Annotated in this window: 19 protein-coding genes; 11 read left to right on the top strand and 8 right to left on the bottom strand. The window is 60.7% G+C overall.

The annotated features are described in order from the left end of the window. Nucleotides 1–287: 287 nt before the first annotated feature. From RCAS_RS13175 to RCAS_RS13195, 6 genes are all read right to left on the bottom strand, one after another. Nucleotides 288–710: an OsmC family protein gene (locus tag RCAS_RS13175; RefSeq protein WP_012121057.1), complete on the bottom strand. Its 423-nt coding sequence runs from the start codon at nucleotides 708–710 to the stop codon at nucleotides 288–290. A gap of 185 nt (nucleotides 711–895) precedes the next feature. Further along, nucleotides 896–2,083, bottom strand: a complete 1,188-nt coding sequence (locus RCAS_RS13180) for a serine hydrolase domain-containing protein (protein ID WP_012121058.1) — start codon at nucleotides 2,081–2,083, stop codon at nucleotides 896–898. A 296-nt stretch (nucleotides 2,084–2,379) separates the two neighbouring features. Next, on the bottom strand, nucleotides 2,380–4,788 hold the full coding sequence (gene lon, locus RCAS_RS13185; RefSeq protein WP_012121059.1) for an endopeptidase La: 2,409 nt from the start codon (nucleotides 4,786–4,788) through the stop codon (nucleotides 2,380–2,382). Next, nucleotides 4,785–5,204 carry an Hsp20/alpha crystallin family protein gene (locus tag RCAS_RS13190; protein WP_012121060.1) on the bottom strand — a complete coding sequence of 140 codons (420 nt, stop codon included), beginning with the start codon at nucleotides 5,202–5,204 and terminating at the stop codon, nucleotides 4,785–4,787. Before RCAS_RS13190 ends, lon begins: the two co-directional genes overlap by 4 nt. A gap of 18 nt (nucleotides 5,205–5,222) precedes the next feature. Then, the gene (locus tag RCAS_RS23995) at nucleotides 5,223–5,438 is read right to left on the bottom strand and encodes a PIN domain-containing protein (RefSeq protein WP_198135929.1); all 216 of its coding nucleotides are present in this window, start codon (nucleotides 5,436–5,438) and stop codon (nucleotides 5,223–5,225) included. Nucleotides 5,439–5,635: 197 nt separating this feature from the next. Continuing rightward, on the bottom strand, nucleotides 5,636–6,508 hold the full coding sequence (locus RCAS_RS13195) for an LLM class F420-dependent oxidoreductase (protein ID WP_041330760.1): 873 nt from the start codon (nucleotides 6,506–6,508) through the stop codon (nucleotides 5,636–5,638). A gap of 113 nt (nucleotides 6,509–6,621) precedes the next feature. Between RCAS_RS13195 and rplS the strand changes: the two genes are divergently transcribed. Genes rplS through RCAS_RS13220 form a run of 5 tightly spaced genes read left to right on the top strand, consistent with a single transcriptional unit; the run spans nucleotide 6,622 to nucleotide 10,146 of the window. Continuing rightward, on the top strand, nucleotides 6,622–6,972 hold the full coding sequence (gene rplS, locus RCAS_RS13200; protein WP_012121063.1) for a 50S ribosomal protein L19: 351 nt from the start codon (nucleotides 6,622–6,624) through the stop codon (nucleotides 6,970–6,972). 21 nt (nucleotides 6,973–6,993) lie between these two features. Next, nucleotides 6,994–7,677 (top strand): class I SAM-dependent methyltransferase, encoded by a 684-nt coding sequence (locus RCAS_RS13205; RefSeq protein WP_012121064.1) that lies wholly within the window; start codon nucleotides 6,994–6,996, stop codon nucleotides 7,675–7,677. Then, entirely contained in the window at nucleotides 7,674–8,348 is a 675-nt protein-coding gene (locus RCAS_RS13210) for a ribonuclease HII (RefSeq protein ID WP_012121065.1), read from the top strand. The genes RCAS_RS13205 and RCAS_RS13210 overlap by 4 nt, the downstream gene beginning before the upstream one ends. Further along, entirely contained in the window at nucleotides 8,345–9,094 is a 750-nt protein-coding gene (locus RCAS_RS13215; RefSeq protein WP_012121066.1) for a hypothetical protein, read from the top strand. Before RCAS_RS13210 ends, RCAS_RS13215 begins: the two co-directional genes overlap by 4 nt. Before the next feature lie 5 nt (nucleotides 9,095–9,099). After that, the gene (locus RCAS_RS13220) at nucleotides 9,100–10,146 is read left to right on the top strand and encodes a 3-deoxy-7-phosphoheptulonate synthase (RefSeq protein ID WP_012121067.1); all 1,047 of its coding nucleotides are present in this window, start codon (nucleotides 9,100–9,102) and stop codon (nucleotides 10,144–10,146) included. Nucleotides 10,147–10,275: 129 nt separating this feature from the next. Here RCAS_RS13220 and RCAS_RS13225 read toward each other — a convergent pair whose 3' ends face one another. After that, nucleotides 10,276–11,307, bottom strand: a complete 1,032-nt coding sequence (locus RCAS_RS13225; protein WP_012121068.1) for a bifunctional heptose 7-phosphate kinase/heptose 1-phosphate adenyltransferase — start codon at nucleotides 11,305–11,307, stop codon at nucleotides 10,276–10,278. Between the two features lie 118 nt (nucleotides 11,308–11,425). Here RCAS_RS13225 and RCAS_RS13230 point away from each other — a divergent pair, with 118 nt between their 5' ends. Further along, nucleotides 11,426–11,761, top strand: a complete 336-nt coding sequence (locus tag RCAS_RS13230; protein ID WP_232280014.1) for a hypothetical protein — start codon at nucleotides 11,426–11,428, stop codon at nucleotides 11,759–11,761. 5 nt (nucleotides 11,762–11,766) lie between these two features. On the opposite strand, the gene RCAS_RS13235 is transcribed toward RCAS_RS13230, so the two are convergent. Next, a complete protein-coding gene (locus RCAS_RS13235) occupies nucleotides 11,767–12,366 on the bottom strand; it encodes an SAM-dependent methyltransferase (RefSeq protein WP_012121070.1) in 600 nt (199 codons plus the stop codon). A 134-nt stretch (nucleotides 12,367–12,500) separates the two neighbouring features. Here RCAS_RS13235 and RCAS_RS13240 point away from each other — a divergent pair, with 134 nt between their 5' ends. The 5 genes from RCAS_RS13240 to RCAS_RS13260 all read left to right on the top strand — a co-directional run bounded on the left by RCAS_RS13240 (nucleotide 12,501) and on the right by RCAS_RS13260 (nucleotide 14,728). Continuing rightward, the gene (locus RCAS_RS13240) at nucleotides 12,501–13,082 is read left to right on the top strand and encodes an RNA polymerase sigma factor (RefSeq protein ID WP_012121071.1); all 582 of its coding nucleotides are present in this window, start codon (nucleotides 12,501–12,503) and stop codon (nucleotides 13,080–13,082) included. An 18-nt stretch (nucleotides 13,083–13,100) separates the two neighbouring features. After that, a complete protein-coding gene (locus RCAS_RS13245; RefSeq protein ID WP_012121072.1) occupies nucleotides 13,101–13,361 on the top strand; it encodes an anti-sigma factor family protein in 261 nt (86 codons plus the stop codon). Between the two features lie 43 nt (nucleotides 13,362–13,404). Then, entirely contained in the window at nucleotides 13,405–14,007 is a 603-nt protein-coding gene (locus RCAS_RS13250; protein WP_012121073.1) for a sigma-70 family RNA polymerase sigma factor, read from the top strand. A 31-nt stretch (nucleotides 14,008–14,038) separates the two neighbouring features. Further along, complete coding sequence (locus tag RCAS_RS13255; protein ID WP_012121074.1) at nucleotides 14,039–14,350, top strand: anti-sigma factor family protein; 312 nt, start codon at nucleotides 14,039–14,041, stop codon at nucleotides 14,348–14,350. Between the two features lie 75 nt (nucleotides 14,351–14,425). After that, a complete protein-coding gene (locus RCAS_RS13260; RefSeq protein ID WP_012121075.1) occupies nucleotides 14,426–14,728 on the top strand; it encodes a hypothetical protein in 303 nt (100 codons plus the stop codon). Nucleotides 14,729–15,243 lie beyond the last annotated feature (515 nt).

Here is a 15,243-nt window from a genome sequence, read left to right on the forward strand (position 1 = left end):
CCGTCAGTCCTATCAGGCTGACACGGAGGGCGCAGACGCGCATTCGTCCTGACGCATCGCCGAACTGGACTCGCACCGGCGAGGGTTCGTGCGCCGAGCGCGAGCGTTTTGGACGTTGAAACCATCTTCTGCGATGCGCCCCCTAGCCGATGACGATGAGCGCTGAATGCATCCCGTCATGCGCTGCCTGTCTGGCAACGAATGTCACAGACCACGGAAAGCAAAGCCTGTCTTCGCAATCTCGACCTGGCGAGAACGGATGCATTGCCCACGAACCTCTTAACCCCTCATTCTCCTGCCTCACGATCCGGGGTATTGAGATCGACCTCGAACGTCACCTCGATCTCCGGGTGCAACGAAGAACGGACGGAGCAGTACCTGTTGAGCGCCAGATCAACCGCGCGTTGCACTTTTTCAAGCGTTGCGCCAGTCGCGGTCACCTGGTAGCGCAGGTGAAGCCAGCGGTAGCGCCACGGCGGATCGGCGTCCTGTTCGCCATCGACGGTGATTGCCAGCCGATGCAGCGTCGCTCGTTGTTTTTTCAGAATTTCGACCAAATCGACGGCGGAGCACGACGCCAGCGCGATGAGCATGGTTTCTGACGGCTTGACCCCCACGCCGCCGCCTGGAGAAAGAACGATGCTGTGGTTTGTGCTATCCACGCCAAGAAACGTTTGGTCGTGAATCCATGTGAGTTCGATGTGTGCCATAATGTCCCCCGTTGGGCCGGTCTGAGACCGGCCCCTGCCGTTGTTGGTGGGGCAGGTCTGAGACCTGCCCCTATCAGAGACCTGCCCCTATCAGAGACCTGCCCCTATCAGAGACCTGTCGTTGTTGGTGGGGCCGGTCTCAGACCTGCCCCTATCTGCCCCTGCGGTTGTTGGTGGGGCAGGTCTCAGACGGACCCCAACGACGGGTGCATCGATTGGTAGACCGTCGTCTCGAATGCCTCGAACAGCGGCAGCGATTTCGTGTCTGCAAATGGAACAATCTGGGTGAGATAGATCCCGCCGATGCCATGATCGAGGTCGATCCAGAAGTACGAGTTTGCCAGACCGGCCCATTGCAGGCTGCCCGCCGGACGACCGGTCGGCGCCGGCTCAAGGTTGATCTGCCAGGTCAACCCCCATCCTTTGGGCAACCCTGGGAAAAACTCCGCATCATTGGAAAACTGCGGCATGACACTCTTCATTGGCGTCACCCGCAGATTACCGATGGCGTTCTGGCACATCAGAGCGACCGTTTCGGCGCTAAGCACGCGCAAGCCATCGAGTTCGCCGCGATTGAGCACCATGCGCACAAACCTGGCATAGTCTCCGGCTGTGCCGTATAATCCTCCGCCGCCCATCTCGAACTCAGGGTCCTGCGGAATCTCGAATGCTATGGGCGCCAGTGAACCGTCTTCACCACGCGCATGGACAACCGCCAAACGCGCGCGCATATCAGGACGGATATTGAAGGCGGTGTCGTTCATACCCAGGGGTCCCAGCAGATGATCCTGCATATACTGTCCCAGTTTTTTGCCGCTGACCGCTTCGACTGCCAGACCGGCAAAATCGATATTGATGCCGTATTCCCAGCGCTCACCGGGATCGAAGAGGAGCGGGGTTGTGAGCGCTGCGATCTTCCCACTGGCAACGCCCGGAACACCCATAACTTGCTGGTACCGTAGAATGTCTGCGCTCCAGAACTCGTAGGAAAATCCGGCAGTGTGCGTCAACAACTGACGCAGCGTGATCGGGCGCACCGGAGGACGCAGTTTCGGTTTCCCTTCATCGTCCCATCCTTCCAGCACCTGTGCTTCTTTCAGCATCGGAACCCACTGATCGGCAGGAGCGTCGAGATCGAGTTTTCCCTGTTCAACCATCTGCATCGTGCAGGCGCCGGTGATCGCCTTGGTCATCGAAGCAATCCAGCAGACCGTGTCAAGCGTCATCGGCTCGCCGGTCGCCAGATTGCGCTTCCCGAACGCCCCTTCGTACACCACTCCCTCGCGGTCCACAACGACCGCTACAACCCCTGGCACATCACCACGCTCAACGGCTGCGCTCAAGAGTCCGTCCACCCGTTCTTTCAACGACATTGTTGGCTCCTTTCCAGATGCGAGTCCAGAGAACGACCGGTCATACGACCGACAGGACAGGAGTGCCTGAACTGGTTTGCCGTCTTTTACGCCCCCGTTCGATCATGCCGATCACGCAACCCTGTTATACCAATGACCTGTGACCATCCGACATGGTCACCCCGAGCAGCGCGAGGGGTCTGGCGCGACCCGCTGAGATTCCTCGCTGCGCTCGGAATGACCAGTCGCTGCGCTCGGAATGACCCGTCGCTGCGCTCGGAATGACACGCATGCGGCATCATCAATCGTCATTGGTATTACGTCGCCTGCACCGTTCCCGCCCCATCGGGTGGCGCCGGTTCAGCCAAGGTGACCGACTCGCTCTTGGGATGCAGGACGCGCGGCAGTACCTCATCCATGTGTTCGACCAAAACAATGTCGATTTGCTGGCGCGTTTCTTCCGGCAGTTCGCGCAGATCGGGCGCATTCGCCTTCGGCAGCAGAACCGTGCGCACACCGGCGCGCTGCGCCGCCAGCACCTTTTCCTTCACCCCGCCAATGGGCAGCACCTTGCCGCGCAGCGTGATTTCGCCGGTCATGGCGACGTGTTTGTAGGCACGGCGGTCGGTCAGTGCTGAGATAAGCGCGCTTGCCATCGTGATGCCGGCGGATGGTCCATCTTTGGGAACAGCGCCGGCCGGAACATGGATATGAATATCGCAAATCTGCGCAAAATCGGTCGGAATGTTCAACGCCCGCGCCCGCGACCGCGCATACGTCAGCGCTGCGCGCGCCGATTCCTTCATCACATCACCAAGTTGACCGGTCAGCGTCAACTGACCGTTGCCCGGCACAACACTCGCTTCGACAAAGAGCACGTCGCCGCCGGTCGGCGTCCATGCCAGCCCGGTGACCACGCCCACCTCATCTTCACCGAGGAGCGTTTCACTGCGGAAGCGCGGCGGTCCGAGCAAGTCATCGAGATCGGGCGCATCCACCTGATCCGGAAGTGGTTGTCCCTCCGCCGCGCGCGTTGCCATCTTGCGGTAAATCGCGCCGATCCGTCGCTCCAAATCGCGCACACCCGCCTCGTGGGTGTATTCGCGGATCAGGCGGCGAAGCGCCGCTTCGGTGATCGTCGGTGCGCGTTCCGCCAGACCTTGCTCGTTCCGCTGGCGCTGGATCAGGTAGCGGCGACAAATCTCGAGTTTTTCCATCTCAGTGTAGCCAGCGAGTTCCAGTAGTTCCATGCGGTCGAGCAGCGCGGGCGGAATGGTATCGGAGCGGTTGGCGGTGCAGATGAAGAGCGCACGACTCAGATCGAACGGCACATCGAGGTAGCGGTCGACAAACGCCACATTCTGTTCCGGGTCGAGCACTTCCAGCAACGCAGCCGCCGGATCGCCCTGGAAGCCGACGCTCAATTTATCGACCTCATCGAGCATGAAGACCGGATTGTTGCTGCCGGCGCGATTAATTCCCTGGATGATGCGCCCTGGCAGCGCGCCGATATAGGTGCGGCGATGCCCACGAATCTCCGCCTCATCGCGCACGCCGCCGAGCGCCACCCGCACGAACTTGCGCCCCAGCGCACGCGCAATCGAGGTTCCCAGACTGGTCTTCCCAACGCCGGGAGGACCGACAAAACAGAGGATCGGACCGCGCGCACTGCCGCTGGCGTCTTGCTCCAACCGCAGTTTGCGCACCGCCAGGTACTCGATAATACGCTCTTTGATCCGTTCCAGATCGTAGTGATCCTCATCGAGCACCTGACGCGCCTGCGTCAGATCGAGGTTGTCTTCCGTACTGACATTCCACGGCAGATCGAGGAGCCAGTCCAGGTAGGTGCGGGCAACGACATACTCGGCGGCGCCGGGGGGCATGCGCTCCAGGCGCGAAATCTCGCGTTCGGCTTCTTTGCGCGCCTCTTCGGGAAGGTTCGCTGCCTCGAGCCGACGACGCAACTCTGCAATTTCGGCGGCATGATCGTCGGTTTCGCCCAACTCGCGTTTGATCGCCTCGAGTTGCTGGCGCAGCACATACTCGCGCTGGCTTTTCGACATCTCTTCCTGCGCCTTGCGTCCAATTGTCAGAATTTCACGTTCGCGCTCGAGGAAACTGAGCACCTGACGCAGGCGTTCTTGCACATCGAGCGTATCGAGCACAAGTTGCTGATCCTCTGGTTTAAGGTTCAGATTCGCTGCGATCAGGTCTGCCAGCATACCGGGTTGCGCGGTATTGGCCGCAACGATTGCCAGTTCATCAGGCAGAGTCGGGCTGAGTTGGATGATCTGCTGGAAGGCGGCGAGCGCCGCGCGCGCCAGACCGCTGACCTCGACCGAAAGCACAGCGGGATCGCGATGAATGGCGACGCGCGCCTGCGGATATGGTTCGGTGACGATCAGTTGCCTGATCTGAATGCGCGCCTGCCCCTGCACCAGGATTTGCACTGCGCCGTGCGGCAACCGCAGCATGCGGACGATTAACGCGACGGCGCCGGTGCGCGCCAGCGCCAGCGGATCGAACCCCTCGCCGGGTTGAGTGCGCATAAACACGCCGACCATCTTCGTTGCAAGCGCTGCTTCATCGACCAGTTTCACCCATGTGTCGCCGCTGACGACGAGCGGCAGGAACATGCCGGGGAAGAGCACGACGTTGTTGAGCGGCAGGATCGGTAGCACTTCCGGGATGTCGGGCGGGTCCTGGGTTGGGAGTGGAGTGCTCATGACTCACCCTCCTGCTTAATGTGGACAACAACCTGACGAGCGCCGCGCCCGGCGAAAGGAAGCCAGATTTCCAGCAAGCCGGTGTTGAAACGGGCAGTCGTCCGATCCGGGTCAATCGGGCGATCAAAAGGAACCTCGATTTGGAAGGCGCCGGATGCGATCTCCATCCGGTGCAAGCGGCGCAGATCGTGGGGCAACGCAATCTGGCGCACGCCGGCGATACGCACAAACTGCGGGTGCGCTTCGATCTGCACATTCGAAGGCTCGACGCCGGCCAGTTCGATGACCAGCAGCATTGCCTGTTCGGTCTCAAACACATTCACCGCTGGCGACCACGGACGCATATCAAATGGCGCATACGGCATGCGCGTGCGCAAAATGCGTATCGAGGCATGGGGATTATCGTCGAAGATCATGCGCTCCCTCCTACTATGCTATAGGGCAGCAGATTGAGTCCCCCTAATAAAGCGATAGTCACGCTGATTCCTGGATTCAAGAGGATAACCACACGAGAGGGCGATAACAGCAATAAAAGAATCAGCAATAAGCAATTCATGGCTTAGCCGGTATTCTTCCAACAATTCAACCGCTTTATGAGAAATATCCTCATCGATCTCGATAATCAGAAAATCGACAAGAAATGTGTTCAATAGGTTCCCTCGCAATCACGGCAAACCATGGCTCTTTCTGAATTATACCACTGCCCAGGGACGTGGCGGAGGCGGCGGTCATCTCCCGCAGGTCGCGGGCGCAGATGACCGTCGCCGCGACGGGGAGCGGGCGTGATCCGGCGGCGACCGACTACGGCGCGGCGCGCCCGGCGGGGCGCCTCTGGCTGTGGTGACGGTCATCTGAGGTGCGCCGCGCGCTGTAACACCGCCAGATGCTGATCAATGCGCGTCAATCCCATACCCATGGTATTGAGGCAGAGATAATGCGCTCCGAGCGCGCGCCAGGCATCGATATACGTCTGCCAGCGCTCTTCTGCGACCGAACGCAGGTTCAACTGCGACTCGATGCCGATCGTCGCAGGGTCACGCCCGGCATCTCGGGCATATCCGGCGAGACGTTCCAGCGCGGCTCGGGTCGTCTCGTCCGGCGGGCGAAAGGTGATCCAGCCGTCGCCGATCCGCGCCACGCGCTTCAGGGTCGCTTCAGCGTATCCGCCGATCCAGATCGGGATGGAACGACGTGGCGGCAGTGGATTGAGTCCTGCTGCCTCGATTGTGTGCCAGCGTCCGTGAAAGGTGACGACTTTCTCGGACCACAGGGCGCGCAGCACGGCGATCTGCTCCTCGCTCCGCGCGCCGCGGTTGTGGAAGTTCTCGCCCAGTGCCTGATACTCCACCTCATTCCATCCGATGCCAATACCCAGCCGCAGCCGTCCGCCGCTCAGCACATCGACTTCAGCCGCCTGCTTGGCGACCAGCGCTGTCTGTCGCTGCGGAAGGATGATCACGCCGGTCGCCAGACCGATTGATGTCGTGATCCCTGCCAGATACCCGAATAGAACCAACGGCTCGTGGAACATCGACTCGCTCGTGTACGGTCCGCTCCAGCCGGGACGAATCGACGGATCGGCGCCGAGGACGTGGTCGTATGCCAGGATGTAGCGATAACCAAGCGCCTCGACTTCCTGGGCATATTCGCGGATTATTCCAGGATCATCGCCAATTTCCGTTTGCGGGAAGACGACGCCAATTTCAAGGGAGCGGCTCATACGATTCCATTTGCCTCCGTTGTAAGCATATGCTATAATCCGCATCAGTGTTCGAGCAGGCAGGGCGCCAGCATTCGCCCTGCTCTCTTTGTGTAGACCGGAGTCGGGCAGCAATGTCACAGCAGATTATAGAAGAAATCGAGCGTCGCTACATGAAGCAGGATGTCCCCGAGTTCCGCGTTGGCGACACGGTACGCGTCGGTGTGCGCGTTGTCGAGGGGAACCGTGAGCGCGTCCAGGAATTCGAGGGGGTCGTCATCCGCAAGCGGGGCAGCGGTCTCAACGAGAACTTTACCGTGCGGCGCATCGCATCGCACGGGATCGGCGTCGAGCGCACATTTCTTGTCCACGCGCCGCGCGTTGAGAGCATCCAGGTTGTCCGCCGCGGTAAGGTGCGCCGCGCGCGCCTGTTCTACCTGCGCGGTCTCACCGGCAAAGCGGCGCGGATCAAAGAGCGGCGCTGAACGATTGATGGTTGGCTCCCCATGGCTGCCAGCGCGCCTGCTGCGCTCTATGCGCGCCTGATACGGTGGGCGTTTGCGCGCTTCTACCAGGAGTTTGCCTGGACGTATGACACCGTAGCGGCGCTGGCGTCGGCAGGTCGGTGGCGCAACTGGACGTTGACGGCGCTGGAGTTTGCACGCGGCGCAACGCTGGAGGTTGGCTGTGGCACCGGGCATGTCCAGCTGGCGCTGGCGCGGCGTCACGTCGGGTTCTTCGCCGGGCTGGATCGGTCGCCACAGATGCTTCGGCTGACCCGTCGCCGTCTGAAACAAGCCGGGTTCCGCGCTCCGCTCGTGCGCGCCGATGCACGCGCCCTTCCTTTCGTCTCCGAATCATTTGACGCGATTATTGCGACCTTTCCAAGCGACTATATCGCTGCTGAAGCGACTGTCGCCGAAATCCGGCGCGTGTTGCGCCCTGGAGGAACCGTTGCGATTGCGCTGTGGGCGCGCTTTGCTGATGATTCGCCCTACGCGCGCCTGCTTGATGTCGCGTACCGCGCGACGCTCCAGCGGTCGCCGCGTCCGGTGACGTCTGTAACCTCTGCCGCCCTGCACCGCTTTGGCGAACGGTTCGAGCGCGCCGGCATAGACGTATCGTTCAGAGAAGTCGCAACGCCGGATGGCGCAGTGCAGTATGTTCTGGGAAAGCGCCGGATGTTATGATGAAAGGATCTCCACCGACTGTTGAAGAAGAGCGGGCACTATGTGCTGTTGGGTATCGCGCTATCGCCGGGATCGACGAAGCCGGACGCGGATGCTGGGCGGGACCGGTGGTCGCTGCGGCGGTGATCCTGCCGGAGCGGGTGATTGCCAAGCCTGAGTTGCTCGACGGCGTCGCTGACTCAAAAATGCTGACCCCTGCGCAGCGCGTCGCGCTCTTCGAGCGCATCACCAGTCTGGCAGTTGCCTGGGCAGTTGGATCCGTACCGGCGCATGTGATCGATAGCCACGGCATTCTGCCTGCCACGCGCCTGGCGATGCAGGTGGCGCTCCTGCGTCTGCCGCTTCCCGCTGATGTGCTGTTGATCGATGCGGTGCGGCTCGACGGCTGGCCCCTCCCGCAGCGTGTGCTGGTCAAGGGTGATGTGCGCTGCCTGTCGATTGCCGCTGCGTCGATCATTGCCAAAGTGATGCGCGACCGGTTTATGGAAGGGCTTGGGCGATACTGGACCCGGTATGGGTTCGCAGCACACAAAGGGTATGGGACTGCGGCGCACCAGGAGGCGCTGCGCCGCTACGGTCCTACACCGCACCACCGTCTGACGTTCCGCCCACTGTGCGATATGGCGCCTGCCAATATCCGGAACGCAGCGTTGGAAGGAGAACAGCCATGACCCTTCACCTTAGCGCCGGCGAGTATGTGCAGCGTTTGCGCCGCATTGGATTGCGTCCCGGCGAACGTCTGGTCAACAATATTCTGCACTGTGGCGATGCTGCGGTCGAACCGTTGATTGAACTGGCGACCCGTGTCCTGCTCCTTTACGAAGAACCGCCAGTCGCCTATGCGCCGATCCACGCACTGCGCCTGCTTGGTGAATTGCGCCCGCTGCGCATGGTCGAGCCGCTGCTCAAGAGCGTCGATGCTGAGTTCAAGAGCAGAGGCTCCGCGCGCGAAATCTGGCAGTATGAAGTTCCGCAGATGATTGGACGGATTGGTGCGGCAGTTGTGGCGCCGCTCTGGTCCTATATCGAAGACCCTGCCTGCACCCCTGTCGAGCGTGATGGCGCGCTCCTGGCGCTGGCGTATGCGACGGTGATCGACAAAGATGTGCGCGAGCCGGTCATCGCCGAATTGTACCGGCGACTGATGCAGAGTGACGACCGCACATTGAACGCCGGCATTGTGCGCGCTATAGCGTACCTCGGGCTTGCCGACATGTATGGCGACATTATGGCACGTTACCGCGCCAGCGCGGTGAATCAGGAGCGTATGCCGGCCTCGGCAGCGCGTCAGATGTTGTTGTCGCAAAAAACATCCGGCTTAGCCAACGATGCGAAACTCTCATTGTGGGAACGCTACGACAGGTTTGGACCGTTCCCGGAACCAGAAGATATGAACTTCGATGACGACGAGGAGTAACGCTCGTGCAACCGGTCGATAACCTTCACGTTCTTGCTTTTGAGCCGCTCACCCCGCCACGCGCCCTGCGTGAGCGGTATCCGATCACCGAAGCCGCAGCGCAGACGGTCTACGAAACGCGGGAATCGATCAAGCGCATTGTGCGCCGTGAAGACCAGCGCCTGCTGGCGGTTGTCGGTCCCTGTTCGATCCACGACACCGGAGCGGCGCTGGAGTATGCCGGGCGACTGGCGCGCCTGGCAGGCGAGATGCGCGACCGAATCGTGATTGTGATGCGCGCCTACTTCGAGAAACCGCGCACCACCGTCGGATGGCGCGGTCTGATCAACGATCCGCACCTCGACGGTTCGTTCGACATGAACGAAGGATTACGGCGCGCGCGCGAGTTGTTGTTGCGCATCAACGACATTGGGCTGCCAACCGCCACCGAAATGCTCGACCCGATCAGCCCGCAGTATATTACTGACCTGATCAGCCTGACTGCCATCGGCGCGCGCACCGTCGAGTCGCAGACCCATCGCGCTCTCGCCAGCGGTCTCTCGATGCCGGTTGGCTACAAGAACAGCACCGATGGCAATGTGCAGGTGGCAGTTAATGCATTTCTATCGGCGCGCCGGGCGCACTCCTTCCTTGGCATCGATCAGGATGGACAGAGTTGCGTGGTGCGTACCACCGGCAATCCCGATGGCATGATCATCCTGCGCGGTAGCAGCGCCGGACCGAACTATGATGCGGCAACCGTTGTGCGCACTGAACAGGCGATGGAGGCGGCAGGTCTATTGCCCGCCATCATGATCGATTGTAGCCACGCCAATGCGGGCGGCGATCACACGCGCCAGCCGCACGTCTGGCGCGAGGTGCTACGCGACCACATCGCCAGCCGCAACGCCGTCATCGGTATGATGGTCGAAAGCTATCTGTACGAAGGGAAGCAACCGATCCTTGCCGATCGCTCACGGCTGCGCTACGGCGTGTCGGTGACCGATGCGTGTGTTGGTTGGGAAACGACCGAGCGTATGCTGATCGAGGCATATGAGGCGCTGAAAGGTTGAATTGCGTCTTCCCGGACCGGTCGATACCGTACCGTCTTTGTGCGCCTTCGTGTGCTTCGTAGACGAAAGCAGCATCCCGAAGCGCGCGAAGGGGACCAATGGAGGAACAAAGGCGCTCTGTGCGGCTGCTCACTCACCCTTACGATACGCCCACCACATCGCAATGATTTGATTCTGCAACGGCGCTTCGTCTGTATCGGTTCGGCGCACCACCGCTGCCGTTGCAAGATTGCCCAGTTCCACCGCTTCATCCATCGTGGCCCCAGCACACAGCGCCGCTGCCACGGCTGCGATGGCGCTATCGTTCGCGCCGGTCGGCCGGATTGGACCGGTTATCGGCACGGAAGGCGCGTGGATCATGCCCTGCTCGTGAACCACGAGCATACCGCGCACGCCGAGCATGACAATCACCGGTTTGCCGGTGCGCTGGCGTAGTTGCTCGGCAGCCTGTCCCACCAGCGCCAGCGGTGGGTTGCTGCTGTCGTTCGCGCACACAGCGCGTACACATTCGCGCGCGTTTGACATGACAATGACCTGCCGGAAGAGACCTGGACGCTGCTGTGAGGTGGCCAGAAACCAGACATCTCGATGGCGAGCGGCGAGGTCGGCGATCTCCAAACGGAGTCGACGGGTGACGACCCCACATTCTTCTTCGGGGATGTCATCGACGATGAGTACGGCTTGAACCTGCGTCACCAACGCGCGGAGACGCTCGATCAGCGCCATTGTGGTGGAAGAAGCCAGCGGGATGCGCGAGCGAATATCGAGTCGTTCATGTTCGTAGGGTATGGAGGTTCCACTGGCGATCACCGGCTGAATTGACGTTGGTGTATACCGATCAGCAGCAACGACCATAGCACGCTCATCGATGCCGCGTTTTCGCAAATTGCGCCGCAATTCATACCCGTCGCCATCATCACCGATCACACCAAGCGTTGTGACCGCCGTCCCGAAGGCGCGCAGAATTGCAGCGATACTGCCGGCCGCACCGGGGAGAGTCTCCGCCGCAACCACCTGGTGAGCGGGAAGCCCGGTCTCTTCCGCATACTCGATGCGCGCCGGATCGATCAGGAGACGCCGATGGAGCACGAAATCGCCTACCACCAGCACACGCGCGCGCGCACTGCGGAACAAAATGTCCTGAAGCCGGCGTTCATCCATGGTCGTCGCCGAGTCATGTCGCTAATATGATCGGGAATGATTACCCTTCCAATGGTTCGAGCAATATGATACACTGGTAAAGAGAACGAAATCATTATACGGGCTGAAAGGCATGGCAATGATCAGACAGGCACTTCGGACTTTGCGCCTCATTGTCGGTTGGATCTGCATTATCGGCGGTCTGATCGTTTCGATTTCTCCCATTCCCTTTGGATTTGTCATTGTCATCGCCGGGATCATCCTGGTCGGTCCACGTGATCGCGGGCTGCGCATAGTTCGCGCCTGGTGGAACCGCGCGATCCGTTCGCTGGCGTCCTCGTCTGTGCCGTTGGTGTCGGCGCTTGCGAAGCGTATCATTACGTTTCAGTCGTCAATCGAAATGCGCATTCATCAGTGGACGGCGACGCGCACAACTCCTCGCATTGCACCGCAGCGCGCTGTCGCCGAGGAGTAATCGGCTCACCTGCGCCTCAGCCAGTACCACGCTGAGGGCCAACTCGTATCACACACGTGAGTAACGCCATATTCGATGCGCTCGACTTCAAAGTCGGGCGCAAATAATTGTTCCACCATCCCCTTTGCGATCCAGCGCGGCGTATCGCTTGATGTTCCATCGTGCAAATGCGCGAAGAGCAGATAGAGACCGCCGGATCGCGTCAGGCGCGCAACTTCGCCAGCATAGGCGCAGAGTTCTTCGGCGGTCATGCCGTGCATACAGCCGACATCGATCACGAGATCATACGGCTCGCGCAAGAAGTGCAGGTCGGTGACAGATGCGATGAACAGGCGCACACGGTCGGCGACGCCAGCGTGGTGAACCCGTTCTTCAGCACGGGCAATCGCTTCGGGAATGAAATCGACGCCATCCGCATGCCAGCCGCGCGCTGCGAGGTAGACACAGGCGCGTCCTGTGCCACACCCCAGGTCAAGCGCCCGCCCCGGTGGAAGCGATTCGGCAATCGCCATCACCTCTGGTGGCGGTGTATCGTGATCCCACGGCAGATCACCATCGCGGTAGCGTTGCTGGAGCCGCTGGAAACGTGTCGTCGGGTCGGTCATACGTGTCTTCCTTTTTGGGTTTCTTCCCCAAGGCTGTTGAGAGCGACACCAGGCGCAATGCATGGTCACTCATCGGTAATGGATGCCTGCGCTATAATAGCACCGGAAATGATCTGTCGCTGTTGTGAGCCACTATGGACGATGAGGCAACCCTGATCAACAGGCTGCGCCAGCGTGACCCGCAGGCGTTTGCCACATTCTTTGAGACCTATGCCGACCGCGTCTACCGCCTGGCATACGGTATTGTCGGCAGTGAAACCGATGCCGAGGAGGTGGTGCAGGCGACATTCATTTCGGCGCTCGAAGCCATTGAGCGCTTTGAACATCATGCGCGTCTTGGCACCTGGCTCTATCGCATTGCCTATAATCACGCGCTCATGATCCTGCGCCGACGGCGACCTGAAGAGACGCTGCCAGATGATGACGGCGCGCTGCCGCTTCCATCGGCTCTGAAAGACTGGAGCGTGTTGCCGGAGGAGCGCCTGCTCAGCCGCGAGGCGCAGGAAATGCTGCGGAAAGCGATCATGGAACTGCCAACGACTCTGCGCGCAGCATTCATCTGTCGTGACATTGAAGGTCTTTCAACGGCTGACTGCGCACAGATCATCGGCATTAGCGAGGGGGCGTTGAAGGTGCGCCTCCATCGCGCGCGCCTGACGCTGCGTGAGCGGGTCAGTGAGTACTTCGGCGAGTGGGTGGCGCCGGGAAACGGCTGAACGCCGGAGGACACGATCATGACGTGTGAAGAATTGATAGCCCATCTGTCGAGCTACATCGACCACGAAATGGATGCTGCGCTGGTCGCCGAAGTGCAGGAACATATTGCGCACTGCCGTAACTGCCGCGTGGTGCTCGACACGACGCGGCGCCTGATTGTGCTCGTCCACGATGAGGGGCAGCGCGTTATCCCCGCCGACCAACGCAGCGCTCTTTTTGAACGCCTGCATCAGGCGTTCCTCAAGCGACCGCAGGCATCGAATGAGAGCGCCGTGTAACGCGCATTGAATGACCGGCATCTGAATCTACGAAAGCCGTGCTATGCCCGGACCAACCATCGAACTCACGATCTACGAGAATGAAGAGGCGTTGCTCGCCGGGCTGCGTCGCCGTGACCCCGATTCGTGCGCCTGTTTGATCAAACGATTTGCGCCGTTGGTCTATGCTCAAGCGATACGACTACTCGGCGATGCGGATGAGGCGGAGGGCATTCTGCAACAAACATTCATTAAGGCGTGCGATAAACTCGACACCTACGAAGGGCGCAGTGGGCTGGGCAGCTGGCTCTATCGCATTGCAACGAATGAAGCGCTCATGCACCTGCGTCAGCGGTCGCCGCACGTCAATCTTGCCGACGTCGCCGAGACGATCCAGGAAGATGAAATGCCGCACCGTCTGACATCATGGACGTTCGATCCGGCAGCTGCGGCGCTGAACAGCGAACTGCGCATGGTGCTGGAACAGGCGCTGGCAACGCTTCCTGAAGCGCTGCGTGTTGTCTTTGTGTTGCGCGATATTCAGGGATTGAGCACTGAGGAGACCGCAGCAGCGCTTGGTCTGGGTGAAAGCGCCGTCAAGGTGCGGTTGCACCGCGCGCGGCTGCGGCTGCGGGAATTGCTCTCTGCATACATGCAGGAACATTGAGCGCTAGAGTCCTGGCGCATGGAGGTCCGCTATGGACGCTCACCATTACCTGCACGACGATCCGGAACGTTGCCGTGACATTTTGGCGCAACTGAACGACTACCTCGATGGTGAACTCGCTGAGTCGCTCTGTCGTGAACTGGAACAGCACCTCGCCGAATGCCCCGATTGCCGGACCGTGTACGATACATTGAGTCGTACCATTCACATCTACCGCGCATTGCGTGATGTTCCAGCCGAATTGCCGCAAGGGGTCGAAGAACGCTTGATCCATCGCATTAAGGTCTCGCTAAACGACGGGCATCTTCAGCATAGCGACCGGCATGCTTCAACCTCCGATTGATCGCTCGCCTAAAGCGACTATGGAACGGAGCGATGCAGGGATTGCGTTCTTCCTGAACGCAAAGGAGATGATACGATGATTCGGGACATCGAAGCATTTCGCGCGTCACTGAGTGGCGACGCGCCTCCACCCGGTCTCAGCGGCGCGTTGCAGGCGCTGTGGCACGATGCTCGAGGCGACTGGCACGCAGCGCATCGCGCCGCGCAGGACGATGACAGCATCGACGGCGCATGGGTGCATGCCTATCTCCACCGCAAAGAAGGTGACCTGGCGAATGCGGGGTACTGGTACCGCCAGGCGGGCCGACCGGTCGCCAGTGGGTCGCTCGATGCCGAGTGGGAGCAGATCGCGCGCGTGTTGCTGCTGCCGGATGAGTAACCGGAGAAGCGTTCAGCAGTAGCGTGGTGCAGGGGCAAGGGGTGGTTGTCTTATGGCGACGCCTTTGTTCCTCTTCCCTGCTCTCTCTCCACTGTTTAAGGGCGGACCGAACCCCCACGCACACCCCGGCGCTCCTACTGTGGGACCGTGGGGCGGCCGCCAAGAAGCCGAGTGGATGAAATGGAACACTTTTCAATTCCCTGTGACCATCCGGCATGGTCACCCCGAGCAGCGCGAGGGGTCGTGCGCGACCCGCCAGATTCCTCGCTGCGTTTACCCTGAGCGAAGCGAAGGGCTCGGAATGACACACATGCGGCATCGTCAAGCGTCATCGGTATCACCCCGCGCCTCGCGCAGATTCCTCGCTGCGCTCGGAATGACACACATGCGGCATCGTCAAGCGTCATCGGTATCACCCCGTGCCTCGCGCAGATTCCTCGCTGCGCGCGGAATGACACACATGCGGCATCGTCACGCGTCATTGGTATCACCCCGCGCCTCGCGCAGATTCCTCG

It is taken from the genome of Roseiflexus castenholzii DSM 13941 (assembly GCF_000017805.1).
GTDB classification, from domain to species: domain Bacteria; phylum Chloroflexota; class Chloroflexia; order Chloroflexales; family Roseiflexaceae; genus Roseiflexus; species Roseiflexus castenholzii.

Coding starts and splice junctions, on each gene's coding strand:
- RCAS_RS13225 (WP_012121068.1), bottom strand. CDS start 11,307: ATGGATGAACGCCGGCTTCAGGACATTTTGTTCCGCAGTGCGCGCGCG.
- rplS (WP_012121063.1), top strand. CDS start 6,622: ATGTCACAGCAGATTATAGAAGAAATCGAGCGTCGCTACATGAAGCAG.
- RCAS_RS13190 (WP_012121060.1), bottom strand. CDS start 5,204: ATGATCTTCGACGATAATCCCCATGCCTCGATACGCATTTTGCGCACG.
- RCAS_RS13235 (WP_012121070.1), bottom strand. CDS start 12,366: ATGACCGACCCGACGACACGTTTCCAGCGGCTCCAGCAACGCTACCGC.
- RCAS_RS13210 (WP_012121065.1), top strand. CDS start 7,674: ATGATGAAAGGATCTCCACCGACTGTTGAAGAAGAGCGGGCACTATGT.
- RCAS_RS13245 (WP_012121072.1), top strand. CDS start 13,101: ATGACGTGTGAAGAATTGATAGCCCATCTGTCGAGCTACATCGACCAC.
- RCAS_RS13240 (WP_012121071.1), top strand. CDS start 12,501: ATGGACGATGAGGCAACCCTGATCAACAGGCTGCGCCAGCGTGACCCG.
- RCAS_RS13250 (WP_012121073.1), top strand. CDS start 13,405: ATGCCCGGACCAACCATCGAACTCACGATCTACGAGAATGAAGAGGCG.
- RCAS_RS13205 (WP_012121064.1), top strand. CDS start 6,994: ATGGCTGCCAGCGCGCCTGCTGCGCTCTATGCGCGCCTGATACGGTGG.
- RCAS_RS13260 (WP_012121075.1), top strand. CDS start 14,426: ATGATTCGGGACATCGAAGCATTTCGCGCGTCACTGAGTGGCGACGCG.
- RCAS_RS13215 (WP_012121066.1), top strand. CDS start 8,345: ATGACCCTTCACCTTAGCGCCGGCGAGTATGTGCAGCGTTTGCGCCGC.
- RCAS_RS13255 (WP_012121074.1), top strand. CDS start 14,039: ATGGACGCTCACCATTACCTGCACGACGATCCGGAACGTTGCCGTGAC.
- lon (WP_012121059.1), bottom strand. CDS start 4,788: ATGAGCACTCCACTCCCAACCCAGGACCCGCCCGACATCCCGGAAGTG.
- RCAS_RS13230 (WP_232280014.1), top strand. CDS start 11,426: ATGATCAGACAGGCACTTCGGACTTTGCGCCTCATTGTCGGTTGGATC.
- RCAS_RS13180 (WP_012121058.1), bottom strand. CDS start 2,083: ATGTCGTTGAAAGAACGGGTGGACGGACTCTTGAGCGCAGCCGTTGAG.
- RCAS_RS13175 (WP_012121057.1), bottom strand. CDS start 710: ATGGCACACATCGAACTCACATGGATTCACGACCAAACGTTTCTTGGC.
- RCAS_RS13195 (WP_041330760.1), bottom strand. CDS start 6,508: ATGAGCCGCTCCCTTGAAATTGGCGTCGTCTTCCCGCAAACGGAAATT.